Source organism: Collinsella sp. AF15-51, assembly GCF_003462845.1.
Lineage (GTDB): Bacteria > Actinomycetota > Coriobacteriia > Coriobacteriales > Coriobacteriaceae > Collinsella.
In genome coordinates, this window is the sequence record NZ_QRYG01000010.1 from 13536 (window position 1) to 38925 (window position 25390).

Sequence of the window (25390 nt, forward strand, 5' to 3'; positions counted from 1 at the left end):
ACCAGGCATTTTTAGGGACTATTCCACCGCAACTTTGTTTATTTGCCCTTGGGCTTACTGGCGTAGAACTTCTTCTTTTTGGGCTTGCCTGAGCAGGCGGGCTTGTCGTCGCCGTGCGGTCCTCGGACGCCGGCCTGCGCGTGCGCGGGCGCCGTTGCGCGAGGCTTGCGGGCTCCGGGGTTGCGCAGTTCCTCGACGCGCTCAGCAATTTTCTCGGCGCTAAAGCCGACCTCGGCCATGGCGTCCTCGATGGGCAGGCGGCGCACGATATAGCAGTGGTGCACCTTCTGGTTGCGCGCGAAGTCCTCGGGGATGGTCTGCGCTGTAATGTCCTCCAGCACCACGCCCGCGCGGGCGAGCTTGCGCGTTTCGGGGCGGAAGCCGCGCAGGTTGCAGCTAAAGATGGCATGGCCGCCCTGCGCGAGCAGGCGCGATACGCCGGCCAAAAGCTCAATATGGTCGCGCTGGACATCCCAGGTGCGGCGGCCCATCTTGGACGAGTTCGAGAACGTGGGCGGGTCGACAAAGATCAGGTCCCAGCGGTTGCGCGTCTGGCGCTGGTCACGAATCCAGGCGAGCACGTCATCGCGCACAAAGTGATGCTGCGGCCCCACAAAGCCGTTCTGACGCATATTGCGCTCGGCCCAGTCCAAGTAGGTGTTGGAAAGGTCGACCGTCACGGTCTCCTCGACACCGCCATCGGCCGCGTAGCAGGTGGCGGTGCCGGTGTAGGCAAACAGGTTGAGGAAGCGGCGCGCCTGCTTGGCGTGCTCACGCACTAGGTTGCGGGTGACGCGGTGATCCAAGAAGATGCCCACATCCAGATAGTCGTCAAAGTTGACGGCAAAGGTGAGCCCGCCCTCCTCGATGAGCGGCAGGCGACGGCGCGCGATATTGGCACGCTCGCCCGAGCCGCCCTTACCGGCGCCTTGCTTGCCGTACTGCGAGCCGCCGCGCGAACGCATGCGGGCCTTGGCGTGCACATGCTCGGCTGGGACATCCAGGATGCGCGGCGCGATGGCCAGAATGTCGAGCATGCGGGCCTGGGCCAGTGCGGGGTCGATGGTCTTGGGCGCGGCGTATTCGGCGATGACGAGCCAGCGGCCCGGAGTCTGCGGGCAACCCTCGTACAGGTCGATAGCGGCGGAGTAGTCGGGCAGGTCGGCATCGTAGACGCGGTAGCAGCTCACGCCCTCGCGCTTGGCCCACTTGCGACGCAGGCGGGCGTTCTTGCGCAGGCGGTTGGCGAACTGCCCGGACTCGGGGATGAGCACGGGCAGCGGCTTGCCGTCGCCCAGGTCGAGCGTGGCGGCGGGCTCGGGCATGGCGGAAGCGGTGGCTTCGTCGTTGACTTCGTTGGCATCCGCAACTTCGGTCTCGGCATCCGCGCTGGTCGCAGCCTCAAATGTCGCGGCGACATGATCGAGCGAGGGCCAAACCTCAATAGTCGCCTCTTCGTTGTTGGGCATGACGGCAATGGAGCGCGCGGGCTCGGCATGGAGCGCGCGGGCCATAAGGCCATCGCGGGTGAGCGCGGCGACCGGCGCCGAGGCAAGCTCGGGCGCGCGGCGCAGCTCGCCGACCAGCGTCATGGCGTCGTGCATGAGCGAAAGCGGCGTCTCGGTGGTGTCCGCGACCACGGCGGCGCCGGCGACAGCGCCCGCATGGTCCAGCACGGTGGCGGGCTTGGCGGCGCAAAAAACGACAAAGCGCTTGTAGCCGGCACACTTGACCATGCGCTCGGCGGTCTTGCGGGCGGCGGGGTCGATATCTACGGCAACGATGCGCGCCTGGCGCTCGCGCGCTGCCGCCTCGCGCTCGCGTGCCTCGGCGAGCAGCTGCTCCCACAGAGTGGCGTCGTGCAGCTGCCAGCCCTCAAAGCCCCAGTGCTCGCGGGCGGCGCCCGGAGCGCGGTCGGTTAGGATATTCACGGCCTCTAGCAGCAGGCCGCCGCCGGCGCACGAGGCGTCGACCAGCGTGGGCAGGGCTTCGTTCTCGTAATCGTCGGCCGTTAGCTCGCGCTCGCACAGTGCAGTCCAGCCGACCTGCGCCAGCACCAGGGCGGCGTAGTCGGGGCGCAGCACGTGTGTGCCCTCGCCGGCGCGGGTCGCGGCGGACGGCAGGCGCTTGAACAGCGGGTCGCCCGAAAGGTCCAGGCTGATGCTCGCGCGGCGCTGACGCAGCGAAAGCAGTAGGTGAACATCGGGGTCGGCGGCATCGACATCGGCGCGACGTCCCGTGGTCTCGGCCAGGCGGTCGCACAATGCGTCCTTGGCGCGCAGGGCCGAGAAGCGTGTGTTGCGCAGCTGCTCGGTCACGCCGCGGGCGGTAATGGCGATGGTGGCGCCGGGGCGGATGATGGTCTCCCAGGCGATGTCGTAAACGCTGTCGTACAACTCATCGGCATCCTGTGCCCCAAAGCGCCCGAGCACCACAAACACGCGGCTGGCCAGGCGCGACCACAGGCAGGCGCGGTAGCCTTCTTCGAGCTCGCCCTCAAATGTAGCGCGGCCCTTCAGGCGGCGGACATGCGAAAGCCCGAGGCGTTTAAGCTCATCGGCGAGTGCGGACTCAAAGCCCTCGGGGCAGCTTGCGTAAAATTCCATGGGTGACCTCTCTGGTTGCGTCGCTCCATTATATGATGGATGCTTCGTTTGCCCTTATCCTCGAAAGGAACCCATATGATTGATGCGTGTCCCGAACCCGCTGTGCTCTTTTTTGACGTGGACGGCACGCTGACGTCGTTCGATCCCGACGATATGACCGATAAGGACTTCAATGCAATCCATCCGTCGAAGGCCGTTGTCGATGCATTTGGTCGCCTGCGCAATGCGGGTCACCAGGCATTTATCTGCACGGGTCGCCCCTTGTGGCTGATTGCCGATGGCCTGCGCGCGCTGAACCCGGCGGGTATCGTTGCCATGGCGGGGGCCACGCTCGAGGTCGAGGGCCGCGTGGCACACGAGGACTGCGTTGACGAGGACATTGTTGAGGAGCTCGCGCGTCGCATTACTGTGGCGGGCGGCGAGGCATTGTTCGAGACGAACGGTGCCACCTATTCACTTGAGCCAGTTGGTGTCGAACAGTCATTTCTGCTAGGCGCCGGCGTGGTGCATGGCACCGATCAGATGCGCATCGATGGCCGCTTGCGCGTAGGCAAGGTGTGCATTAACGCGTACGACCTGGCTCGCGTAGCCAACGATGACGGCTTTATCGAGCGCGAGTTTGAGCTGTGCAACACCGGTGGTCAGAATCGCGAGCTGAGCCCCAAGGGCATCGACAAGGGCGTGGGCGTGGCGCGAGCGCTGGAATACCTGGGTCGCACCGGCAACGCGCGCACCTTTGGCTTTGGCGATTCCGGCAACGATCTGGGTATGCTCGCCGCCGTCGAGACGGCTGTAGCCATGGGCAACGCCATGCCCGAGGTCAAGGCAGTCGCCGACTACGTGACCGACGATGTCGCACACGATGGCACCGTCACAGCGATGCAACATTTCGGCCTCATCTAATGAATCTCGCCTTCTGACGTTTGCTCAAACTGCGACTCTTTGCTTTTGCATGCTCAATCGATTTATCAATCCAAATACTGAGGTGTTTATACCGTTCGCCGAGAAGATAAAAAACCGCAGTTCACGCCTTGATAAACGTAGGTAAAGTGTTTAGCAGTTTACCGGCCGTGTGCAAGCGAAAGGAATCAGGCAGATGGCAATCAAGGTGTTCGCTGACGGTGCAAACCTCGAGGGCATGCTCGACATGTACGAGAACGGCAACGTTCAGGGTTTCACGACCAACCCGTCCCTTATGAAGAAGGGCGGCGTGACGGATTACCGCGCGTTTGCCAAGGAGGTCCTGACCCACATCACCGATGTGTCCGTCTCGTTTGAGGTCTTTGCCGACGACGTCGAGACCATGGAGGTCGAGGCCCGCGAGATCGCTACCTGGGCCGAGAACGTCTACGTCAAGATTCCGTGCGTGACCACCAAGGGCGAGTCCACGGCCGAGCTGGTGCGCAAGCTTTCCACCGACGGCATCAAGGTCAACGTCACCACCATCTTTACGCCCGCGCAGGTCGACGAGATGGTCGAGGCCGTTGACGCCGAAACGCCGTCCATCATCTCGCTTTTTGCCGGCCGTATCGCCGATACCGGTGTCGACCCCATTCCGTTTATGACGGAGTCGGTCAAGAAGGCCGCCGCCAAGCCCAGCTGCGAGGTCCTGTGGGCATCCACGCGCGAGCTCATCAACATTTACCAGGCGCAGGCCTGCGGTTGCCAGATCATCACGGTGCCCAACGGCATCCTGGCCAAGCGCAAGAACATCGGTCGCGATCCGTACGAGGTCTCGCTCGATACCGTGCGTGGCTTTGCCAAGGATATCGCCGCTTTGGGCTTCCATATCTTGCCGTAACGCGAACACTGGCTGCGCCGCGGGTTGTTCGCCCCGGCCTTTCCTTTCCCTATCGCTCACGCGCTTCGCGAGGGCCGCGCTAGGCAAAGGAAAGGCCGGGGCTGCCGACACGAGCTTGCCGGTAGGTTGGTGATAGGCTTCCATGTCCTGCCGTGGACAAAGGTACCCCCGCCTGCGCCGTGCAAAATTGAGAGTATTCAGCAAGGTAAAGGCTTTTACCAGCTGGGTGAAGCATGGAACAGCCCCCGTTTTGGCTCTGATGACGCTAAAACGGGGGCTGTTTCTTGCTTTTTCGTCTCTGAGGGGCATCCGGAACGGTGGAATTTGCAGAATACTCGCGATTTTGCACGTCGCGAGAGGGGGGACCCTTGCTTTGGCGGTTTACTTCCCCTGCACCATGGTGAGGGAGATTTTCTTGCGGTTGCGATCGACCTTTTCGACCCACACCTTGACCGTGTCGCCGACGCGCACCACGTCGCTCGGGTGCTTGACGAAGCGGTTGGCGAGCTTGGAGATGTGCACGAGGCCGTCCTGGTGCACGCCCACGTCGACGAAGGCGCCAAAGTCGACGACGTTGCGCACCGTGCCCTTGAGCTCCATGCCGGGCTCCAGGTCGTCGATGGAAAGTGCCGAGCGGCTAAAGACCACCTCGGGTGCGTCGTCGCGCGGGTCGCGGCCGGGCTTTTTGAGCTCGTTGACGATGTCGATAAGCGTCAGGGTGCCGCAGTCCAGGTCGCTTGCTAGCGTCGAGATGCTGCCCAGACGGCGCTCGATGTCGGGCACGCCACCGCGGCTGAGCTCGCTTGCTTTAACGCCTGCGCGCTCTAGGACGGCCGTGGCCACCTCGTAGCTCTCGGGGTGGACGCTCGTCGCGTCGAGCGGGTTCTTGCCGCCGCTAATGCGCAGGAAGCCCGCGGCGTTGAGATATGCCTTGGGGCCCAGCTTGGGGACCTTCTTGAGCTGGCGGCGATCGGTGAAGGCGCCGTTTTCCTCGCGGAAAGCCACGATGTTCTTGGCCACGCTCGGCGTGATGCCCGAAACGTATCCCAGCAGGCTTGCGCTCGCGGTGTTTACGTCGACGCCCACGCGGTTGACGACGTCCTCCACCACGTGGCCCAGGGTGCGCGAAAGTTCGGCCTGGTCAAGATCGTGCTGGTACTGGCCCACGCCGATGGACTGGGGCGGAATCTTGACGAGCTCTGCCAACGGGTCCTGCAGGCGGCGGCCCAGGCTCATGGCGCCACGAACGGTGACGTCCAGATCGGGATGCTCCTGGCTGGCGAGCTCGGAGGCGGAGTACACCGATGCGCCGGCCTCGTTGACGATGGTGTAGCGAAGGCTGGGCGCCTGCTCGGCAATAAACTCCGAGACGACTTCCTCAGTCTCGCGGCTGGCGGTGCCGTTGCCGATGACGATGGTGTTGACGCTGTCCTTCTTGACGAGGCGGGCGAGCTCGCGCTTGGTGCCGGCGACGTCGTGGCGCGGCTTGGTGGGGTAGACCACGCCGTGGTCGAGTAGCTTGCCGGTCTCGTCCATGACGGCGACCTTGCAGCCGGTGCGGTAGCCCGGATCGAGTGCGAGCACGCGGGCACCACGCACGGGGCGCGCCGAGAGCAAGCCCTCGAGATTCTTGGCAAAGACGTTGATGGCCTCGGTCTGGGCGCGAACGGTGAGTTTGGCGCGGGCCTCGCGCTCCAGCGAGGGAGCCATGAGGCGTTTGTAGCCGTCGGCGATGGCGGCATCGAAGATGGGAGCAAACACGCCCTGGCGTCGGGGCCAACGGCTGCCGAGGCGCACCGTGGCGGCAGCGCCGTCGACGTTCACGCGCACGCGGAGCTTGCCCTCGCGCTCACCGCGGTCGATAGCCAGCACGCGGTGGTTGGGTATACGGCGCAGCGGCTCATCATAGCTGTAGTACGGCTCGTAGGGGGTCTTCTCGGCGGGGTCGGTGGCCTCGACGACGATGTCGGCGGTGTTTTGCGTAAAGGTGCGCAGGTCGGCGACGTTCTCCGGGTCCTCGGCTACCGTCTCGGCCACGATGTCGGCGGCGCCGGCGAGCGCCTTCTCGGGCGTGTCGAAGCCGGCCTCCTCGTTGACGTAGTCCGCGGCGGCGTCGAGCGCGCTGCCCTTGGCCGAAGCCTGCATGATGATCATATTGGCGAGCGGCTCGAGTCCCGCCTCGCGGGCCTTCTGTGCTCGGGTCATGCGCTTTTTGCGGTAGGGTTTGTAGAGGTCCTCGACGCGCTGGAGCTGCGTGGCCTCGCGAATCTGCTGCTCAAGCTCGGGCGTGAGCTTGCCCTGCGCGTCGATGAGCAGGATGACGTCCTCTTTGCGCTGCTCAAGATTGCGCAGGTAGGACAGGCGCTCGTCGAGCGCGCGCAGGGCGACGTCATCCATGCCGCCGGTGGCCTCTTTACGGTAGCGCGAGATAAAGGGGATGGTGTTGCCCTCGTCGATGAGCTTGACGGCTGCCTCGACGTTGGCGGCCTTAAGGTTGAGCTCGCGCGCGAGCTGGGCGATAAGATCCATGGGACTCCTTGCGTTTAAGGTGCGTTTGCAGCACAGAGCTACCAAGGATACCACCCGTCCCAAAAGACTGTTTTGGGGCCGCGCCATGAAAGCGGCCTATCTACTACGTTTGAACCGTGTGGGTCGACCATCCCCCGGTTTTCCGAAAAGTGGCAAGCCGTTTACCTGCGGTTTTTATTCCGCGAAATTTGGCATGGTTGAGGGCGATCGGTTAAACGTAGTAGATAGGCCGCTTTCGTGGCGAACGAATCAAGCTGAGGTGCAAAAAGGCCCCCATCTCAGAAAAATCGTCAGCGAAGTAGCAAAAAGCCCCGCGGGCAGGAGGCTGCTCGCGGGGCAAAGAAGAGGGGCTTATTTGTGGCGGACCGAGGGGCTCGGCATGGGGTTTCTGTCGCGGCCGCTCTTAAGGCGTTACAGCTCGACGAGCTGGCCGGTCTCGGCGGCCTCCTTGACGGCGTTGAGAAGCGTGAGCGTCTTGACGTTGTCGGCCGGCGTCACGACGGGCTCGACCTCGCGGCGGACGACCTTCACAAAGTGCTTGAGCTGCATCTTGTGGGGAAGCGCCGGGTCGACGGCCGGAATCTCCATCTGCAGCGGCTTGTGCCAGTTAGAGGCGCCGTCGTAGGAGAACTGGTGCAGGCGGGGCAGCGACAGGGCGCCCAAGGTTCCGCCGATAAAGTAGGCGTCAGCGTCGAAGGGGCGGTACTGCGGATCCTCGCGAGCGGTTGCCTCCCAGTTCCAGGGGCTGGCGGTGGCGTCGGAGATGGTCATGCTCGCGAGCGCGCCATCGGCAAAGCGGACGTTGACCACGGCGGAGTCCTCGGTCTCAAAACCGCGGGCGGCGCTGGACTGCATGCCCTGGACGGCAACGGGCTCGCCCAACAGGTAGCGGAGCAGGTCGACGTCGTGCACCAGGTTGACCAGGATCGGGCCAGCACCCTTCTTGCGGCGCCACTCGACATCGAAGTACTCGTCGTTCTTATAGATCATGTAGTGGAAGCTCGACACGGTGAGCTTGCCCAGCTCGCCGGACTCGATGATCTCCTTGGCCTTGTTGACGAAGGGGTTGTGGCGACGGTGCTGACCCACGAGCACGGGCACACCGGCGGTCTCGGCCTCGGCGGCGAAGGCCTGGGCATCCTCAAGATCGTTGGAGATCGGCTTTTCGACCAGCGGCACGATGTTGCGCTTGATGGCCTCGCGAGCAACGCCCAGGTGCAGGTCGTTGGGGGTGGCGATGATGACGGCCTCGGGCTTGACCTCGTCCATCATCTGGGCGGGATCGGTAAAGAACGGCACGCCGGCGGCCTCGGCCGTGGCGCGGGCGCCCTCAAAGGCGTCGGCGATGGCGACGAGCTCGGCCTCGGGCTCCTCGGTGACAAAGCGGATGTGGTTGCGGCCCATGGCGCCGGCGCCGATGACGGCAATGCGGACGGGGTTGAGCTCAGACATTTCGACTCCTTAATGCTGGTGGCTGGCGAATGTGGCAAAGGGACTGTCCCTTTGCCACATTGGTATAACTAGGCGGACTTCTTCTTGCTGTCGGAGACCATCATGTAGACGGTGAGCACGACGGCGATGGCGGCGATCACGATGGCGCCGTAGAAGGACTGCTGGTAGGCAGCGCTGCCGGCCTCGGCGTGATACAGCACGGCGGTGATGGGCTGGCTGATCCAGGTAGAAGCGGCATAGCCCAAGAACATGATGCCGTAGTTGACACCGATGTTGCTGGTGCCAAAGGCGCCACCGGTAAGCGGCGGGTAGATGACGAGCAGGGCGCCAAAGCTAAAGCCGAGCAGGGCGAGCGCCACAAAGAACATGCTCTGCGTAAAGCTCATCGACATGATGACGAGTGCGACGATGGTGACGACAAGGCTGATGAGCAGCGACTTGTAGGCGCCGAGCTTGTCGATGATCTGACCAAAGGACAGACGGCCGACCAGGTTGGCGCAGGTGTTGACGGAGACCACCACGCCACCGAGGGCGACGGCCGCGGCGCTCGTGGGGTCGGCGAAGAGCTGGACGGCGGCGATGGAGGCAACCTTGCCCACGAGCAGGGTGCCCGCGGTGGCGGCAAAGGCGAAGGTGACGATGAGGACCCAGAAGCGCGGGGTCTTGACCATCTCGCCTGGGGTGAGGTCGCCGAAGGTGCCGGCGTGCGCACCGCCCTTGGGGGCCTCGAAGCCCTCGGGCAGCCAGCCGGCCTCGGGGGCCTTCAGGAACAGGGCGGAGGCGGCGATCGTCACAAAGAAGATGACGCCGAGTGCCTTGAGGGCGCCAAAGATGCCCAGACTCGGGATGAGCAGCGAGGCGAGCACCGGGGACAGCACAGCGGGGCCGGCGGTCGAAGCGGCCAGGGTGATGCCGGAGGCGAGGCCCTTTTTGTCGATGAACCACTTTTGGCCGGTGGTGAGCGCGGGGTTGTAGCCCAGGCCGTTGCCGATGGCGGCGACGAGCGAGAACCACAGGTAGAACTGCCACGGCTCGGTGACGGTGCCGGACATGAACCAGCCCACGCCGTAGCACACGGCGGCAGCGATCACGACGTTGCGCGGGCCGATCTTATCGGAGATGCGGCCGGCGAAGATGCCCGTCACGGCCATGATGGTCTGGAAGACCGGGAAAGCCCAGGTAAGTGCGCTGGACCACTCGGGGTAGACGGCAAGCAGGTTCTTGCTCACGACGGAATACAGCGCGATGGAGCTGATGAAGAACATGGTGACGCACGCGGCGGAAAGCACGACGGCGCGACCCTTGTTGGAGTTGGTGGAAGCCATTGGACTCTTTCTAATCGATGCTGGGGAGGGGCGGGCGTCACCGCGAGCCTCCCTGTCGGGCTGGTTTACTGGTCAGTCGGCTTTGCGACGCCGGACTCGTCGGACCAAAGCTCGACACCCTTGTTCTTAAGGTAGTTGTCGGCGTATGCGCGACGGCCGCCGGGCTTAGCGGTGAGGTCGCCCATCATATTGGAGAAACCGCCATCGACCTTGATGGCGTCGCCGGTGGTAAAGTCCGAGCGCTTGGACGCCAGGAACATGACGGCGTTGGCGATATCGCTGACCTCGCCGATGCGGCGCGTGGCGATCAGGCGGCTGCGGCTCTTCTCGACCTCGGGGTCGGCGTAAAAGCTCGCCGACATCGGGGTCTTAACGAAGCAGGGCTCGACGCAGTTGGAGCGGACGCCGTAGGGACCCCACTCGGCAGCCAGCATCTTGGACATCATGTTGACGCCCGCCTTGGTGGAGCTGTACACGCCCGAGAACGTCTCGGGGGAGTGGCTGGCAACGGTCGAGATGTGCACCAGGCGACCCTGGCCGGCCTTGATCATCTCGCGACCAAAGCGCTGCGAGGTGATGAAGTAGCCGGTGAGGTTGACGTTGAGGACCTCGTTCCAGTCACTCAGCGGCAGGTCTTCCATGGCTGCGAAGCGCAGGATGCCGGCAGTGTTGACGAGGACGTCGACGCGGCCGAAGTCGGCGATGGTGGCATCGACAGCGGCCTGAACCTCGGCCTCGTCGGTGGCGTTCATCTTGTAGCCCTCGGCGTGGATGCCAAACTCGGCAGCAAGGTCGGCGGCAGCGGCCTTGACCTTCTCCTCGTTCAGATCGAGCAGGACGACGTTGGCGCCGTTGCGGGCGAACTCGCGGCAGATCTCGACGCCCATGCCGCCGAGCGCGCCGGTCACGGCGCAGACATCGCCCTCGAGCTTAAGCCAGTTGCTCATAGGAACTTCCCTTCTTGTGCCTCCCTATGGGCCGCTCCCATTAATCGGCCCACGTGGTTTTCGCTGGTTATCGTATGCTTTGAATTTGCGCAGGTGAATTGCATATTTGTTAGAATGACGTTAACCGTAGGTTTACACTGTACATTGAGGTTTGTTCTCAATTGAGCGCGTGACCTGCGAAAACGACCCCCTGCGGTGCTGTGGGCCCGCGCGTGCGAAAACGGGAGATTGACGTGTACGATCGACGACTTGACGCTATTTCGGCCGCCGCGGAGCTGGGAAGTTTCTCGCGTGCCGCGGCAAAGCTGCGCGTGTCGACGCCGGCACTCGTCAAGCAGGTTTCGGGCTTCGAGGCCGAGTTCGGCATCACGCTGTTCGAGCGCTCGCATTCGGGCGTCAAGGTGACGCCGGCGGGTGCTCTGCTGGTGGACGACGCGCGCTCGATCATGCGCCAGTCCGAGGACGCACTGCGTCGTGCCCGACGCGCGGCGGGCGATGGCGGCGCCGTGCGCCTGGGTGTGTCGATGATGTGCCCGGGGCGCCATACACTCGCGCTATGGCCGCAGCTGCACGACATGGAACCGCGTTTGCGTTTTGAGATTGTGCCGGTGGGGGACCTTTACGATGAGCACGAGACCGTTATGCGCAGTCTGGGACGCGAGGTCGACGTGGTGCAGTCGAGTTTTTCGACCCCGCGCTGGGGAGACGCCTGCCAAAAGCTTCGCATCGTTACCGTGCCGTTTTATATCGACGTGCCGCGCACAAGCCGACTCGCGCGCAAGACGCGCATCACGGTTGCCGACCTGGAGGGTATGCGCCTGCGCGTGCTTCGTCACGGCAACGACGCCATGGACAGCCTACGTATCGATCTTTTGGCCGACGGCGGCGTGGACGTGATCGACGTGGACAGCTTTGACTTTGCGCTTTTTAACGAGGCGGAGGAAAAGGGCGACGCGGTGCTCACCTGCGGAGCGTGGTCGGGCGTGCACCCGGCCTTTGTGGGCGTACCGTTCCTGTGCGGCCGCGAGGTGCCGGTCTTTTTGCACTACCCGCTCGAGCCCACCCTCCAAGTACAAAAATTCGTCAACGCCATGGCTCAACTCCTCAACTAGCTCATTTCGCGCGGGGCTTTTTTAACTACTCTCGCTGTCCTAGAAAAATCTCAGCAAACAAATGAGGTCCCGGCCATAAGGCCGAGACCTTACATGCTTCACCTTCAGTTTTACGTTTCGAGCGGAGCAGCGCAGGAGGCTGGGGCCACGGGGTATAACCTCCGCGCGCAGTTGCGCAGCGAAGCGAGAATGTTTGAGCACGGAGGTTATACCCCGTGGCCCCAGCCTCCGGTGGGAGCTACTCCAGCTCTACACCGGAGCGTTTGAGCTGGAGTAGCTCCCACCGGAGGACCCCCCGTCAAAACACGACAGCTTTTTCTAATGACATGAAAGATGCCGCTCGGGACATATAAGATGCCGCTCGGTAAACTCACCGCAGAGCACGGTTGTCTTTTCGGGGGGGGGGATACCATTTCTTCTACACGTACGTAGAAAAGGAGTGTCTATGCAGTGCTATTCAAGACGGCAGATCGTTAAACATATGGGATTGGCTGCAGGATGTTTGCTGCTATCCCCCTTGAGTGGCTGCTCAACAAACGACAGGCCAATCGATTCCGCAGATAACACTGCATCAGATAAGGAGCAGTTCGATTGGCTTGAAGCGACGGGGACGTATACGCCTTCCGACGCTTTCAAACAAAAGGGGCTTTGGTTCACTTTTGGTAATGACTATGCAGACGGACGTGAGAGCGTTGCTAAAGACACATCGATAACGGCAATCTTTGAATTTTACGGAGACGGAACGGTTACATGTTGGAATGTATACGACGAAACGGGCTCTTCGGTGATTCGATTTAGGGACCTTGAAGGTCTTTCGGATAAAGAAGTTCTCTCGATGGCTAAAGAGCATTGGCCCATATCGCAGGACGAATTTGAAAGCAAAAAGCAAAATGTGATCGATGAGCTCTCTTCTAGTTACGAGGACCTAAAGGCCGAGGCAGCGGATAATCCTGACTTGAATGTTGAAAATGCCTACTTCTCGCGTTTTTTTGAAGACCTTAAATCTATGTTGTTGCCAAAGGAGCCAGAGGGTAAATCCTATTCGCTTAAGGTTCAAACAGACGACACAGGCAACAACACGGAATATGAGAAAGTATGCTTGCCGACATGTGGATATCCTGGGGTGCTTAGCCTTAGCGGGGGAGGTGCCGCAGCATGGGGCAGAAAGGAGCTCTGGTATTCACTCCTTAGAGCCGATGACGATACTAAGTACGAATCCATATCTAACTCGTACCTCAGCTGCTACGTCAATCGAGAGGTTAATCTCATCGAAAGCGACACCAGCGATGATGTATACAGCTCAACTTATCAAGGATTTGGCGGAATAGTTACCAGAACAGGTGGCTCAGCATCTTTTGTTCTTGATGAGCCAACTTCCGATGAAGTCGAAGCTGACTGATTATAGGCATTTCCTCTTTGCTCAAGCAGCTCCAGGGTTTCACGTTAGAACTAATATTTAATCTACGTCAATTAGTGCTCATTGCCACACAGGCAATGAGCACTTTGATTTTTTAAAGGCTTTAGCCTGTGCGGGGCGCGCAGCGCGCCGCATCAGAAACCACCCGCTATGCGGGTGGGGGCAACCGGCTTTACAAAGCCGCCCCCTCGCCGGACACTTGCGATTGTTCAGGCCGCAAGGAATCCGAGTCGAGAGGGCGGTGGTGGCGTATGGCCCAGAAGGCCTACAGCCTGTCGCACACGAAGTGGATGTGCAAGTACCACGTCGTGTTCACGCCGAAGTATAGGCGCAAAGTCATCTACAACCAAATAAGGTCCGACCTTGGGGAGATCTTCAGGAAGCTCTGCCAGTACAAGGGGATAGAGGTCATCGAGGGGCACCTGATGCCCGGCCACGTCCACATGCTGCTGGCGATACCGCCGAAGTACAGCGTGTCCAGCGTGATGGGCTACCTGAAGGGGAAGAGCTCGCTGATGGTATTCGACAGGCACGCGAACATGAAGTACAAGTTCGGCAACAGGAAGTTCTGGGCCGAGGGCTACTACGTTTCCACCGTCGGCCTGAACGAGGCGACGATCGCGAAGTACATCCGGGAGCAGGAGAAGGCCGACATCGCGCTCGACCGGCTGAGCGTCAAGGAGCACGAGGACCCCTTCGATAGGGGACCGGGGCGCAAATAGCGCCGGTTTGACCGGCCCGTCACGGGTCAACCTGCAGTGCGGCCCGAACCCCGTGAGGGCCGGCGCCTTTAGACGCGTGCCGGAAATCCAAGGGTTATACCCTAAGAGCAAACCACCCCTTTTAGGGGTGGTTTTGATTTCCAAAGACTTTGCATGACAAAGGGGCGTTCCTTTGCTGCGTCCACTGTTGACGGCTACACTCAGAGAGCGTCCCAAATTAGCTATCATTTTATTTGGCAAGCAATATCTGCAGGTAATCGCGCTTTCTGTGGAGGACGCGGTCGATATAGACCTTCTGGTAATAGCGGTAAAACGCGAGATAATTGTCACAGATCACGAACCGGTAATCGGAGCGTAGGGGATGGATCGATGAAAGTGGCGTGCCCGACTCCGGGAAGCTGGAGAGCAGGTCTATCCGAGCGAGGATGCCCTCTACGATTCTCTCCGCTGCTGCGGGATTGTCCTTTTCGACGGCAATAAAGTCCCAGATGTCGTCGAGATCTTGCAGAGCCAGCGGAGAGTAGACGACCTCGAAGCTATGCATGGCTTGCGGCCTTGCGGCGGAAGTGCTCGGCGACGTTGTCCGACGAGACCCATCCGCTCTCATCACCCGAGCTGCGTCCGCGCTCAAGCTCGGACATCAGTGTGCTAATGGCGCAAAATCGGTCGTAATCTTTCATGTCGAGCACAGCGTAGCAACCGTGCCCATTTTTGGTCAGAAACACCGGGGAACCCTCGTGGACATCGGAGAGCACCTCGTTGTAATTGCGCAAATCGGAAACAGGTTTAATGGCAGGCATATAAGGCTCCAATCGATGTACGGGAACTTACGATAAATTATACGAATAATATGCAGCACCCGCCAGCCAAAACACCCCCACACAAAACGAGCCCCTGGCCAACTGGCCAGGGGCTCACCAACTTTGATTTCGTTTTAAATGACGGGCGATTGCGTGCAGGGGGTCTCCCAGGCGGGCCGGGGTGTAACCTCCGCGCGCAGTTTCGCAGCGAAGCGAGAATGTTTGAGCACGGAGGTTACACCCCGGCCCGCCTGGGAGACCCCCGTGGAACAAACCTGCCTACTCCAGCTCAAACGCACCGGTATACAGCTGGTAGTAATACCCGCGCTTAGCGATCAGCTCGTCGTGGTTGCCGCGCTCGATAATGCGGCCGTGGTCCAGGCAGATGATCGCGTCGGAATTGCGCACGGTGGACAAGCGGTGCGCGATGACAAACGTCGTGCGGCCCTCCATGAGCTTGTCCATGCCCGCCTGCACGATAGCCTCGGTGCGGGTGTCGATGGAGCTCGTGGCCTCGTCCAGAATCATTGCCGGCGGATCGGCGACGGCGGCGCGCGCGATCGAAATCAGCTGACGCTGGCCTTGCGACAGCTGGGCACCGTTGCCGGTAAGCATGGTGTCGTAGCCGTCGGGCAGGCGGGTGATAAAGTCGTCCGCGCCCGCGAGCTTGGCCGCCGCGATGCACTCCTCGTCGGTCGCATCCAGGTTGCCGTAGCGGATGTTATCCATCACGGTGCCGGTGAACAGGTTCACGTCCTGCAGCACGACGCCCAGCGAGCGGCGCAGATCGGCCTTGCGGATCTTATTGACGTTGATGCCGTCGTAGCGAATCTTGCCGTCGGCAATGTCATAGAAGCGGTTGATGAGGTTGGTGATGGTCGTCTTGCCGGCACCGGTGGCGCCGACAAACGCGACCTTCTGGCCCGGCTTGGCAAACACGGACACGCCGTGCAGCACCTCGTGGTCGGGCGTGTAGCCAAAGTCGACGTTGTCCATGACCAGGTCGCCGCGCAGCGGCACGTACTCGATCTCGCCGGTTGCGCGGTGCGGATGTTTCCATGCCCACATGCCGGTGTGGTGGTCGGCCTCCTCGAGCTCCCAGGTTTCGGGGTTCACCTGTGCGTTGACGAGCGTCACGTAGCCTTCGTCGGCCTCGGGCTTCTCGTCGATGAGCTCAAAGATGCGGTCGGCGCCGGCGAGGCCCATGACCACGGCGTTGATCTGCTGCGAGATCTGGCCGATCTGTCCGCAGAACTGCTTGGTCATGTTGAGGAACGGCACCACGACGGCGATGGACAGCGCCATGCCCGAGATGCTCAGGTTGGGCGCGCCCAGCGCCAGGAAAATGCCGCCCGCCAGTGCGACCAGCACGTAGAGCAGGTTGCCCAGGTTCATAAGGATGGGCATGAGGATGTTGGCGTACATGTTGGCCTTCTGGGAGACCTCGAAGAGCTTTTCGTTGCGCTCGTCAAAATCGGCCTCGGCGGCAGACTCGTGGCAGAACGCCTTGACGACCTTCTGGCCGTTCATGACCTCCTCGATATGGCCCTCGACCACGCCGAGCTCGGTCTGCTGCGCAATGAAGAAGCGCGCGGAGTTGGAGCCGAGCAGCTTGGTCATAAAGGTCATAAAGGCGACGCCGGCGATGATGACCAGGCACATCCACACGCTGTAGTACAGCATGATAAAGAACACCGTGACGATGATGATGATCGTCATGAGCAGGTTGGGCAGCGACTGGCTGATCATCTGACGCAGCGTGTCGATGTCGTTGGTGTAGTGGCTCATGACATCGCCGCGCTGGTGCGTGTCGAAGTAGCGGATCGGCAGGTCCTGCATGCGGTTGAACATCATCTCGCGCAGCTTCTCCAGCGAGCCCTGCGTGACGATAGCCATGGCGCGGTTCCAGAAGAGCGAGGACAGGACGCCGACGCCGTAGATGCAGGCGAGGGTGGTCACGAGCTGTGCGATCTTGGGCTGCGCGGCTTCCCAATCGCCCGACTGCCACGATTCGCCAATAATTTGCAGGGCGCTCTGCAGGAAGGTCGCGCCGATGGAGTTGATGATGGCGCAGAGCACCACGCCGGCGACGACGAGGGGCAAAAGCACGGGATAGAAGCCAAAGAGCGTCTTGATGAGGCGCGACATGGTGCCGCCCTTGCGGTTGAGCGCGCGCTCGGCGGTCGTTGCCTTACTCATGGGCCTCGCCTCCTTCCTGAGTCTGAGCTTGCGTTGCGGATGCCTCGGTGTCGGCCTCGACGGCCCCTTCGCCCTCGGCGCTCATCTTGTTTTGCGAGGTGAAGGTCTCGCGGTAGATCTCGCTTGTCTTAAGCAGCTCGTCATGGTTGCCGATCTGCGCGATACGGCCGCCCTCCATGACGATGATACGGTCTGCGTCCTGCACGGAGCTGATGCGCTGGGCGATGATGAGCTTGGTCGTGTTGGGCAGATAGCTTGCCAGTCCTGCGCGGATCTTTGCGTCGGTCTTGGTGTCGACGGCGCTGGTGGAGTCGTCCAGGATCAAGATCTTGGGGCGACGCAGCAGGGCGCGTGCAATGCACAGGCGCTGCTTCTGACCGCCCGAAACATTAGAGCCGCCCTGTTCGATCCAGGTGTCGTAGCCCTTGGGGAAACCGTCGACAAACTCGTCGGCGCAGGCCAGATGCGCTGCCTCGCGGACTTCCTCGTCGGTGGCGTTCGGGTCGCCCCAACGCAGGTTCTCGGCGATGGTGCCGCTAAACAGCACGTTTTTCTGCAGCACCATGGCGACCTGGTGACGCAGCGCGTCCAGGTCGTAGTCGCGCACGTCCACGCCGCCCACGCGCACAGCGCCTTCGGTGGTGTCGTACAGGCGGGCGATGAGGTTAACGAGCGTGGACTTGGCCGAGCCGGTGCCGCCGATGATGCCGATGGTCTCGCCGCTCGTAATGTGCAGGTCGATATCGTCGAGCGCCTGGCGCTTCGCATGCTTGGAATACTTAAAACTCACGTGGTCAAAGTCGATGGAACCGTCGGCAACCTCGAGCACGGGCTCGGCGGGATCGGCGATCGTGGGCTCGGCGGCCAGCACCTCGGCAATGCGGTGTGCCGATTCGTCGGCCATGGTCACCATGACAAAGATCATCGACAGCTGCATCAGGCTCATGAGAATCTGGAAACCATAGGTAAAGGTCGAGGAGAGCTGGCCCACGTCGAACAGCGTGCCCTGGCTCGTGATGATGAGCTTGGAGCCCAGGTAGATGATGACGACAAACGCGCCGTTGACGCAGATGTTCATCATGGGGTTGTTAAAGGCGAGCAGCTTCTCGGCGCGGGTGAAGTCCGTCTGGACATCGCGCGCGGCGGCCGCGAACTTCTCCTTCTCAAAGTCTTCGCGTACGTAGCTCTTAACCACGCGCATGCCGGTGACGTTTTCCTCGACGGACTCGTTAAGGGCATCGTACTTGTGGAACACGCGCGAGAAGATGGGGCGCACCTTAAAGATGATAAAGAACAGCCCAAAGCCCAGCAGCGGAATGATGACCAGGTAGACCATGGCAACGCTGCCGCCCATGATAAATGCCATGGTAAAGGCGAAGATCAATACCAGCGGCGCGCGCACGGCGATACGGATGATCATCATAAAGGCCTGCTGCACGTTGTTGATGTCGGTGGTCAGGCGCGTGACGAGCGAGGAGCTCGAGAACTCATCGATGTTGGCAAAGCTGAACGTCTGGATTTTGTAGAACAGGTCGTGACGCAGGTTCTTGGCGAAGCCGCAGCTCGCATGGCTGCAGGTGACGCCTGCCGCGGCGCCAAAAGCAAGCGATGTCAGCGCGATGAGCACCAAAAGGCCCGCGGTGGGAAGCATCTCGGCTACGGTGGCGCCGTCTTTGATGGCGTCGATCAGGTTGGCGGTGATAAATGGAATCAGCATCTCGCAGAGCACCTCGCCAAGCACGAGCAACGGCGTGGCAACGGTGACTTTCATATAGTCGCGGATGCTGCCCATGAGGGTTTTAATCATCCAGTTCCTCCCAGGTTACGCGGATTTTATCGAGCATTTCGGCGAGGTCCTCGCGCTCGTCATGGGTGAGCGCGCTAAAGGCCTGCTCTCTAAAGCGAATGCGGGCCGCCTGGTCGATGCGGGCGTTTTCCCGGCCGGTTTCGGTCAGGCGAATGGTGAGCTGCCGTCGATCCTTGGGGTTACGGCTGCGCTCGATGAGGCCGTTGAGCTCGAGCTTGGACAGGATCTCGGAAAGCGACCCCGGCTTGAGGTCAAAGTGCATGCCGAGTTCCTGCTGCGACATCTCGCCGCCGGGTTGCTTGGCCAGCAGGCAGATGATGGGCGCCTTGCCGGACACGCCTCCGCCATGAAAATGCATGTAATGGCCGCAAAAGCCCAGGCCGCTCAGGATGCGCTTGGCGAGTTTGTCTTCGGCGCTGACCGCTTCGGGTATGTCTACCGGTTGCGACGGGTCACCGCTGGGCTCATGCGGAAGGACGAGTGGTTCAACACACATATCTAAGCTTCGCTCCTTTCTTTAGTTAGGTAGTTGAATTGTTTTGTGCCTAACCAATTTAGGAGCACGGTAAATAAATGTCAAGGTACCAAACTTATTATGTTCGAGCGGCACTTAGGGACGTTCCTTATGTGCCGGCATTTGGGGACACTCCTTGTGTCGACTAGTCATTTAAGAACGTCCCCAACGACTAACTTCCTCCTTCCCGTAACCTTTCCGCAACAATTCGTCCTCTGCGGTGCCAGCGCCCGTTCACAACGTCCCCTGCGCTACACTTAGTCGCACTGTGGCGCTGCCGCGCCGCGCCCGAAACAAGGGAGACCCTCATGAAGAATACTCAGCTGCTGCTGATTAACGATATGTGCGGCTACGGCAAGGTCGCGCTTTCCGCCATGCTGCCGGTGCTGTCGCACATGGGCTACCGTATCCATAACCTGCCGACGGCACTTGTGTCCGATACGCTCAACTATCCCAAGTTCTACATCCACGACACCACCGAGTACGTGCGCCAGAGCCTCGCCATCTGGGAGGAGCTCGGCTTTGAGTTCGACGCCATCTCGACCGGCTTTATCGTGACCGAGGAAGAGACGCGTATCATCTCGGACTTTTGCCACCGCCGCGCGCAAAAGGGCACCAAGGTGTTCGTCGATCCCATCATGGGCGACAACGGCAAGCTCTATGCCGGTGTGCCCGAGTCCACGATTGGCCTTATGCGGCACCTGCTGGAGTGCGCAGACTACGCGGTGCCCAACTACACCGAGGCCTGTCTGCTCGCCGATACGCCTATTGCAGAGCAGATCACGCCCGATGAGGCCCGCGCCCTTGTGGACGCCGTGCGCGAGCTGGGTGCCAAGTCGGTGGTCATTACGAGCGCCGTGGTAAATGGCACGAACGCGGTTATCGGTTACGACCATGTGGCGGGGGAGTACTTCACGATTCCCTTTGAGCTCATTCCGGTCTATTTCCCGGGCACGGGCGATACGTTCTCGGCGGTGCTCATGGGCCGCGTTATGGCAGGTTGGAGTCTGCAGCGCGCGACGTCCGATGCCATGCGTGTGGTGGCTGAGCTTATCGAGCGCAATGCCGACCAAGAGGACAAGTCGGCCGGCCTTCCCATCGAGGCCTGCCTGGATGTGATTGACCATGAGTAACGCTGGCGAGGGCGGCGTCAAGCCTGCGGGCGAGAACAGGCCGCTCGGCGCGCCGCGTGGCAAGCGGCCGCGTATCCGCGTGAGCTGCGTGGACCAGCTGGGGACGTGCCGCTGCCACCATGGTCACAAGCCGGGCGACGTCTTTGACTTTGACCGAGACCGCGGCAAGATGTGCGCCATGGCCTGCCATGTGGGCTTTCCCTATATCGATATCCTGCGCTATGGCGGAACCGTACCTGGCAACGAGCCTGGTACGGCAAAGTTCTGCTGCCCCGAGGTCGATACGTTAAACGTCTGGCTCGCCGAGATCGTCGACGAGTAGCCGAGCGAGGATTTTCTCCCATTGAAACATTGAGCGTGGATTTTCTCCCGTTTTGGGCGCGATTGAACGCTCAAAGTGGGAGAAAATCCACGCTCGATTTGTATATGGGAATCATGAGCTCGCTTATGCTTAGGCGCTCTCGTCTATATTCTGTATGCGAGTAAGGTCAAATTTCTGCATTTCATCCAATTTCGGTACTAAAAATTTCTGCATTTCATTGATAATAGTCGATATAAATTTCTGAATTTCATTTATCGTGGCGAAGGGAGAGCTTATGTTGCGCAGGAAAATCGCAGACGAGCTTAATCGTTGGCAGAGATTCATCGAACGAAAGGCGCTGCTCGTCACGGGTTCTCGCCAAATCGGCAAGAGCTACTCGATTCGCGAGTTCGGTAAGTCGAACTACGCAACCTACATCGAGCTCAACCTCATGGAAAATCGCCAGGCAAGGGACGCTCTCCTCGAGGCGCGAGATGCCGATGATTTCATTAGCAGGGTGACGCTTCTCTCGGGAAAGTCGATAGCGCCGGGCGAGACCCTCGTGTTTATCGACGAGGTGCAGGAGGCGCCGGACATCATGACGATGGCCAAGTTCCTTGTCGAGGACGGCCGTTGTCGCTGGGCATTCTCGGGGTCCATGCTTGGGACCCAATTCAAGGGCGTCAGGTCTTATCCCGTGGGGTACGTCCATGAGCTCAGGATGTTCCCGCTGGATTTTGAGGAGTTCAGCTGGGCAATCGGGGTGAGCGAAGAGGCGCGGCGCTCGATTTGCGATGCGTGCCGCAACGAGACGCCGGTTCCTGGTTATATTCACGACGCAATGATGGCAAACTTCAGGACCTATATCGTCGTCGGCGGTATGCCGGAGATCGTGCAGCGCTTCCTCGACACGCAGGGTGATCTGGCATCTGTCCGCCAGCTCCAGTCCGAGCTGAACGGGCAATACCGTCGGGATATCTCGAAATACGCGAACGGGCGCGCGCTCCAGGTGCAGAGTATCTTCGACCAGCTTCCTGTCATGCTGGAGGGCGAGAACAAGCGTTTCGTGCTCAACTCCATAGATCCCAAGGCGCATTACGAGAAATACCAGCGAGATTTTGTCTGGCTTGTCGATGCCGGCGTCGCTCTCAAGACCGACATCGTGACCGAGCCCAAGTCCCCACTGCTTAAGACGGCACGGGCGTCCCAGTTCAAGCTGTACCAGTCCGATATCGGGATGCTGATGGCCCGTTATCCTATCGGGGTCGCCCAGGCGGCGTACCTCGACAGCAAGGAGCCCAACCTCGGCGGCGTGTACGAAAACGTGGTGGCTCAGCAGCTGGCTGCCCAGGGAAGAGGGCTGTATTACTACCAGACCAAGAAACGGGGCGAGGTCGATTTCGTGATTGACGGCCCGGATGGGACGGCTGTGCCCATCGAGGTTAAATTGGGGACGTATTACCATGCGCACGCCGCGTTGAACCATGTGCTAGAAACGGCCGAGTATGGCGTAAAGCGCGGGATTGTTTTCTCGAGAGGCAACGTTGAGCGTGACGGGGGCGTTCTCTATCTGCCTCTGTATGCGACTTGGACCCTTCCGGATGTTTTGGGCGACTCCCGTGTCGAGGGGATAAAGCTGGAGGTCAAACCTGTCTAGGAATGTGACAAATGGACAGTCCCTTTGTCACATTGAGCTCGTCGGTGAGTATCGAGCGAGGATTTTCTGCCGTCGAAATATCGAGCGTGGATTATCTCCCGTTTTTGGAGCTATTTCGCGCTCAAAGTGGGAGAAAATCCACGCTCAATTTGTATGCGGGAGATAATCCACGCTCGTTTTATGCCAATGGCGCACCTCGCGAGCTCGCTTGCCTACAGCTGCTTGAGCATAGCGATGCAACCGTCGAGCACGTCGCGGTAGGTGGCATCGAAGTTGCCGGTGTACCAGGGATCGGCCACGTCGCCGGGGCGCTCGGTCCAATCGAGCAAGCGCGTAATCTTGCCGTCGGGGTCGTCGCCAAAGATGCGACGCAGGCCACGCGCGTTCTCGGCATCCATATAGACAATGCGATCCTAGTCGCCATACTCCGCGCGACGCACCTGACGTGCGCGATGTGCGACGATGGGAATTCCGGCCTCGCGTAGCTTGGCAACGGTACCGTGGTGCGGCGGGGTGCCAATCTCCTCAGTTGAGGTCGCTGCGGAATCGATGACAAACTCGCCCGCGCGCCCGGCACGGCGCACCAGCTCAGTAAACACCGACTCAGCCATCGTCGAGCGACAGATGTTCCCATGGCAGATAAACAGTACACGTTGCATATGCGGTTTCCTTTCGATCGCCATCATCGAGCTCGAGTATCGCATCTGCGCTTACGCCCTCGCCCGCTTGCGCTCCCAGCGAGCCAGCTTAATCGTCACCAGCGTAAGCGCCCAGGCCACAAGCGAGAACGCGGCACCAACCGCGCCAACGTAGGCAATGCCAACGCTGCTCACCACGGCGCCGCCCATTGCGGTGCCAAACGAAATGCCGACGTTAAACGCCATGGGTTCTACCGAGCTCGCGAGTACCATCGATTTGGGATGGCGGCTGCGCGCCACGTCCATAAAGTGCGTGATGCATGACACCGAGAACAGGTACATGAGCAGCGCCAAGCTAAAGACAAAGACCAGCGCGAGCGGCATGGTGCTGCCCACGGCAAACAGCCCGAGTAACGCCGCAGCCTGCAGCACAAACGTCACAAGCAGCGCCTTCATGCCAAAGCGCGCATCGATCCATCCGCCCAGGATGTTCGAGATCAGGCAGAACACGCCGTAGGCCATAAGCGTGGTGCTCGCCTGAACAGTGCCCATACCCAGCACCTGCTCAAGATAAGGCGTAACGTAGCCGTAGAATACATAGACCGAGCCCACGCCAAACAAAAAGATAAGCATGCCGGTGATGATGCTCGGTTCGCGTAGCAGACCCGCCTGCTCGCGGAAGGTAGCGGGTTCGTCGGTCTGTCCGGCGCGCGGCATAAACGCCACGAGCGCTCCGCAGATCAAAACGGCAAAGGTCAGCGTACCGTACATGGCCACGTGCCAATCGAGCGTGTCGGCCACAAACTTGCCGATCGAAGTGACAAAGACCATTGCCACGGAAAACGCACCATATACCACCGAGATGGCAAGCGAAGTTTGCTGCGGGGACAGCAGCTCTGGGATGTACGTCACGCCCACGGCGAGCAGCGCGCCCGAGACAGAGCCCAGGACAATGCGCGAGATAAACAGTACCTGGAAGTTGGGCGCCAACGCCATGACCAGGTTGCCGAGTACAAAGACGATGCTGTAGCACACGAGCAGCTGGTAGCGGCGGAATCGCCCCGTGCTGAGCGCAAGCGCCGGCGTGGCGATGGCGTAGACGAGCGCGAACACGCTGATGAGCTGGCCTGCAGTGGCAAGTGATATGCCGAGTTCCGTTGCCAAGTCGCTTTCGATGCCGATGACCACGAACTCTGAGCAGCCGAGCGAGAATCCCAACAGCACGAGCAGCGCCAGGCAGAGCTTGGTGCGCGCGGGGGAGAGCGCGGCGGCGGTTGACTTACTTTTAGACGTGGTTGCGGCGGTCAAGGTTGTCACTCCAATGTCACATGAATAAGCGGGATTCAATCCCTGCAACTCTAACAGAATGTGTCAGGTGCCTGCCCCCTTTGTCGCAGGCTGTGCTTGCCTGTATAGTCGCAATACAGGCGAAGATGGTCTCAGGTACATTGCGGGCGACAGGAGATCCCATGGGTATGCATACGACAAAGGTTGCAGTGGGCGAGGGCAGGTTTGCGCTCGAGGCCCAGCTGACGGTGACGCCGCGAGGCATGGCGGTGTACGCCTGCTCGCCGGAGTTTGCTCACCTGGGCGCCACGGCTCAGGCCATTCCGCGCCCCGAGCCCGGGCGCACGGCAACGGTGAGCATCCTGGCCGTTCCGTGCCATCGAGACGAGATCCCGGCGCACGATATCGCGGCGGCGTTGGCCACGCGCTTTGGCGTGCCGGTCGTTGCAAGCACGGGTTTTCATGTGGAGAACGCGACCGCGGACGACTTGCGGCGCATGCTCGATACCACCAAGGAGCTCATCGCCGCGCTCGAGGAAGCTGCAGCCCGCATTCTGCGCGCCGGCTGGGATGAGGGCGGCGCAGGCGCCGAGGTCGTGGCGGTCGATGCCGCGACCGGCGAGGCACTCGGCCACGTCGACCGCATCGAGGCCCATACCGGCGAGGGCGTCCTGCATCAGGCATTTCTGACGCTGTTGGTCGAGGGCCAGGGCGAAGACGCGCGCCTGCTGCTCTGTCGCCGCAGTCCGCTCAAGCGTCTGTGGGGCGGGGTGCTGGCCGATAGCTGCGCCGGCCATCCGCTCCCCGGGGAAGACGTCGCGGCCGCCACGGCGCGTCGCATCAACGAAGAGCTTGGCATTACGCGCGATCCCGATCAGCTCAAGTACCTCGGACACGTGGTGTACCGCGAGGACCACGGCGACGGCCGCTGCGAGTGCGAGTGGTGCGAGGTGTTCGCAGCCCATGTTGAGCCGGGCGAGCTGCATGTCAACCAAGAGGAGATCTCGGAAGTGCGCCGCGTGGCTCCGTCCGAGCTCAAAGGCTACCTGCAGGGTCACCCCGAGCAGCTGGTCCCCTGGCTCCGCGAGGCTCTCGGCGACCCATCCATCCGTACGGCCCTCGCCATGTGATAAAGGTACAGTT

At 61.0% G+C, this 25390-nt stretch carries 20 protein-coding genes and 1 pseudogene; 9 read left to right on the forward strand and 12 right to left on the reverse strand.

Translation table 11 applies throughout. From position 1 onward, the window contains the following. Positions 1-38 precede the first annotated feature (38 nt). Positions 39-2606 carry a bifunctional 23S rRNA (guanine(2069)-N(7))-methyltransferase RlmK/23S rRNA (guanine(2445)-N(2))-methyltransferase RlmL gene (rlmKL, locus tag DWW51_RS06060; protein ID WP_117773863.1) on the reverse strand — a complete coding sequence of 856 codons (2568 nt, stop codon included), beginning with the start codon at positions 2604-2606 and terminating at the stop codon, positions 39-41. 75 nt (positions 2607-2681) lie between these two features. Here rlmKL and DWW51_RS06065 point away from each other — a divergent pair, with 75 nt between their 5' ends. Further along, positions 2682-3509, forward strand: coding sequence for an HAD-IIB family hydrolase (locus DWW51_RS06065; protein ID WP_197032189.1), 828 nt, complete (start codon positions 2682-2684; stop codon positions 3507-3509). A 193-nt stretch (positions 3510-3702) separates the two neighbouring features. Next, a complete protein-coding gene (locus DWW51_RS06070) occupies positions 3703-4407 on the forward strand; it encodes a transaldolase (protein ID WP_197032190.1) in 705 nt (234 codons plus the stop codon). Positions 4408-4788: 381 nt separating this feature from the next. Here the strand turns inward: DWW51_RS06070 and DWW51_RS06075 are convergent, their stop codons facing one another. The 4 genes from DWW51_RS06075 to DWW51_RS06090 form a co-directional block, all read right to left on the reverse strand. Then, on the reverse strand, positions 4789-6936 hold the full coding sequence (locus tag DWW51_RS06075) for a Tex family protein (RefSeq protein ID WP_117773866.1): 2148 nt from the start codon (positions 6934-6936) through the stop codon (positions 4789-4791). A gap of 411 nt (positions 6937-7347) precedes the next feature. Then, complete coding sequence (locus DWW51_RS06080) at positions 7348-8388, reverse strand: Gfo/Idh/MocA family protein (protein ID WP_117773867.1); 1041 nt, start codon at positions 8386-8388, stop codon at positions 7348-7350. Positions 8389-8456: 68 nt separating this feature from the next. Further along, positions 8457-9713: an MFS transporter gene (locus DWW51_RS06085; RefSeq protein ID WP_117655362.1), complete on the reverse strand. Its 1257-nt coding sequence runs from the start codon at positions 9711-9713 to the stop codon at positions 8457-8459. Between the two features lie 65 nt (positions 9714-9778). Further along, on the reverse strand, positions 9779-10660 hold the full coding sequence (locus tag DWW51_RS06090) for an SDR family NAD(P)-dependent oxidoreductase (RefSeq protein WP_117773868.1): 882 nt from the start codon (positions 10658-10660) through the stop codon (positions 9779-9781). Between the two features lie 233 nt (positions 10661-10893). On the opposite strand from DWW51_RS06090, the gene DWW51_RS06095 reads away from it, so the two are divergent. The 3 genes from DWW51_RS06095 (at position 10894) to tnpA (ending at position 13911) form a co-directional block, all read left to right on the forward strand. Then, a complete protein-coding gene (locus DWW51_RS06095; RefSeq protein ID WP_231501592.1) occupies positions 10894-11772 on the forward strand; it encodes a LysR family transcriptional regulator in 879 nt (292 codons plus the stop codon). A gap of 445 nt (positions 11773-12217) precedes the next feature. Beyond that, the gene (locus DWW51_RS06100; RefSeq protein ID WP_117773870.1) at positions 12218-13171 is read left to right on the forward strand and encodes a hypothetical protein; all 954 of its coding nucleotides are present in this window, start codon (positions 12218-12220) and stop codon (positions 13169-13171) included. A gap of 269 nt (positions 13172-13440) precedes the next feature. Continuing rightward, positions 13441-13911, forward strand: a complete 471-nt coding sequence (tnpA, locus tag DWW51_RS06105) for an IS200/IS605 family transposase (RefSeq protein WP_117773871.1) — start codon at positions 13441-13443, stop codon at positions 13909-13911. Between the two features lie 229 nt (positions 13912-14140). On the opposite strand, the gene DWW51_RS06110 is transcribed toward tnpA, so the two are convergent. From DWW51_RS06110 to DWW51_RS06130, 5 genes are all read right to left on the reverse strand, one after another. After that, complete coding sequence (locus DWW51_RS06110) at positions 14141-14455, reverse strand: type II toxin-antitoxin system RelE/ParE family toxin (protein WP_197032191.1); 315 nt, start codon at positions 14453-14455, stop codon at positions 14141-14143. Further along, positions 14448-14711: a prevent-host-death protein gene (locus tag DWW51_RS06115; protein ID WP_117773873.1), complete on the reverse strand. Its 264-nt coding sequence runs from the start codon at positions 14709-14711 to the stop codon at positions 14448-14450. Before DWW51_RS06115 ends, DWW51_RS06110 begins: the two co-directional genes overlap by 8 nt. Before the next feature lie 279 nt (positions 14712-14990). Next, entirely contained in the window at positions 14991-16910 is a 1920-nt protein-coding gene (locus DWW51_RS06120; RefSeq protein WP_117773874.1) for an ABC transporter ATP-binding protein, read from the reverse strand. Beyond that, on the reverse strand, positions 16903-18717 hold the full coding sequence (locus tag DWW51_RS06125; RefSeq protein WP_117773875.1) for an ABC transporter ATP-binding protein: 1815 nt from the start codon (positions 18715-18717) through the stop codon (positions 16903-16905). Before DWW51_RS06125 ends, DWW51_RS06120 begins: the two co-directional genes overlap by 8 nt. Then, positions 18710-19213, reverse strand: coding sequence for a MarR family winged helix-turn-helix transcriptional regulator (locus DWW51_RS06130; protein ID WP_117773876.1), 504 nt, complete (start codon positions 19211-19213; stop codon positions 18710-18712). The genes DWW51_RS06125 and DWW51_RS06130 overlap by 8 nt, the downstream gene beginning before the upstream one ends. Before the next feature lie 326 nt (positions 19214-19539). Here DWW51_RS06130 and DWW51_RS06135 point away from each other — a divergent pair, with 326 nt between their 5' ends. The 3 genes from DWW51_RS06135 to DWW51_RS06145 all read left to right on the forward strand — a co-directional run bounded on the left by DWW51_RS06135 (position 19540) and on the right by DWW51_RS06145 (position 22322). Further along, a complete protein-coding gene (locus DWW51_RS06135; RefSeq protein ID WP_117773877.1) occupies positions 19540-20364 on the forward strand; it encodes a PfkB family carbohydrate kinase in 825 nt (274 codons plus the stop codon). Then, on the forward strand, positions 20357-20686 hold the full coding sequence (locus DWW51_RS06140) for a TIGR04076 family protein (RefSeq protein WP_197032192.1): 330 nt from the start codon (positions 20357-20359) through the stop codon (positions 20684-20686). The genes DWW51_RS06135 and DWW51_RS06140 overlap by 8 nt, the downstream gene beginning before the upstream one ends. A gap of 274 nt (positions 20687-20960) precedes the next feature. Further along, positions 20961-22322 carry an ATP-binding protein gene (locus DWW51_RS06145; protein ID WP_117773878.1) on the forward strand — a complete coding sequence of 454 codons (1362 nt, stop codon included), beginning with the start codon at positions 20961-20963 and terminating at the stop codon, positions 22320-22322. A 212-nt stretch (positions 22323-22534) separates the two neighbouring features. On the opposite strand, the pseudogene DWW51_RS06150 reads toward DWW51_RS06145, so the two are convergent. Next, positions 22535-22981: pseudogene (locus DWW51_RS06150) on the reverse strand (low molecular weight protein-tyrosine-phosphatase). 51 nt (positions 22982-23032) lie between these two features. Then, a complete protein-coding gene (locus tag DWW51_RS06155) occupies positions 23033-24268 on the reverse strand; it encodes an MFS transporter (RefSeq protein ID WP_231501593.1) in 1236 nt (411 codons plus the stop codon). 167 nt (positions 24269-24435) lie between these two features. Between DWW51_RS06155 and idi the strand changes: the two genes are divergently transcribed. Beyond that, on the forward strand, positions 24436-25377 hold the full coding sequence (gene idi, locus DWW51_RS06160; protein WP_197032193.1) for an isopentenyl-diphosphate Delta-isomerase: 942 nt from the start codon (positions 24436-24438) through the stop codon (positions 25375-25377). Positions 25378-25390 lie beyond the last annotated feature (13 nt).

Coding starts and splice junctions, on each gene's coding strand:
- DWW51_RS06140 (WP_197032192.1), top strand. CDS start 20,357: ATGAGTAACGCTGGCGAGGGCGGCGTCAAGCCTGCGGGCGAGAACAGG.
- DWW51_RS06065 (WP_197032189.1), top strand. CDS start 2,682: ATGATTGATGCGTGTCCCGAACCCGCTGTGCTCTTTTTTGACGTGGAC.
- DWW51_RS06135 (WP_117773877.1), top strand. CDS start 19,540: ATGAAGAATACTCAGCTGCTGCTGATTAACGATATGTGCGGCTACGGC.
- tnpA (WP_117773871.1), top strand. CDS start 13,441: ATGGCCCAGAAGGCCTACAGCCTGTCGCACACGAAGTGGATGTGCAAG.
- DWW51_RS06075 (WP_117773866.1), bottom strand. CDS start 6,936: ATGGATCTTATCGCCCAGCTCGCGCGCGAGCTCAACCTTAAGGCCGCC.
- DWW51_RS06145 (WP_117773878.1), top strand. CDS start 20,961: ATGTTGCGCAGGAAAATCGCAGACGAGCTTAATCGTTGGCAGAGATTC.
- DWW51_RS06110 (WP_197032191.1), bottom strand. CDS start 14,455: ATGCATAGCTTCGAGGTCGTCTACTCTCCGCTGGCTCTGCAAGATCTC.
- DWW51_RS06120 (WP_117773874.1), bottom strand. CDS start 16,910: ATGAGTAAGGCAACGACCGCCGAGCGCGCGCTCAACCGCAAGGGCGGC.
- DWW51_RS06100 (WP_117773870.1), top strand. CDS start 12,218: ATGCAGTGCTATTCAAGACGGCAGATCGTTAAACATATGGGATTGGCT.
- DWW51_RS06070 (WP_197032190.1), top strand. CDS start 3,703: ATGGCAATCAAGGTGTTCGCTGACGGTGCAAACCTCGAGGGCATGCTC.
- DWW51_RS06085 (WP_117655362.1), bottom strand. CDS start 9,713: ATGGCTTCCACCAACTCCAACAAGGGTCGCGCCGTCGTGCTTTCCGCC.
- rlmKL (WP_117773863.1), bottom strand. CDS start 2,606: ATGGAATTTTACGCAAGCTGCCCCGAGGGCTTTGAGTCCGCACTCGCC.
- DWW51_RS06115 (WP_117773873.1), bottom strand. CDS start 14,711: ATGCCTGCCATTAAACCTGTTTCCGATTTGCGCAATTACAACGAGGTG.
- DWW51_RS06130 (WP_117773876.1), bottom strand. CDS start 19,213: ATGTGTGTTGAACCACTCGTCCTTCCGCATGAGCCCAGCGGTGACCCG.
- DWW51_RS06090 (WP_117773868.1), bottom strand. CDS start 10,660: ATGAGCAACTGGCTTAAGCTCGAGGGCGATGTCTGCGCCGTGACCGGC.
- DWW51_RS06125 (WP_117773875.1), bottom strand. CDS start 18,717: ATGATTAAAACCCTCATGGGCAGCATCCGCGACTATATGAAAGTCACC.
- idi (WP_197032193.1), top strand. CDS start 24,436: ATGCATACGACAAAGGTTGCAGTGGGCGAGGGCAGGTTTGCGCTCGAG.
- DWW51_RS06080 (WP_117773867.1), bottom strand. CDS start 8,388: ATGTCTGAGCTCAACCCCGTCCGCATTGCCGTCATCGGCGCCGGCGCC.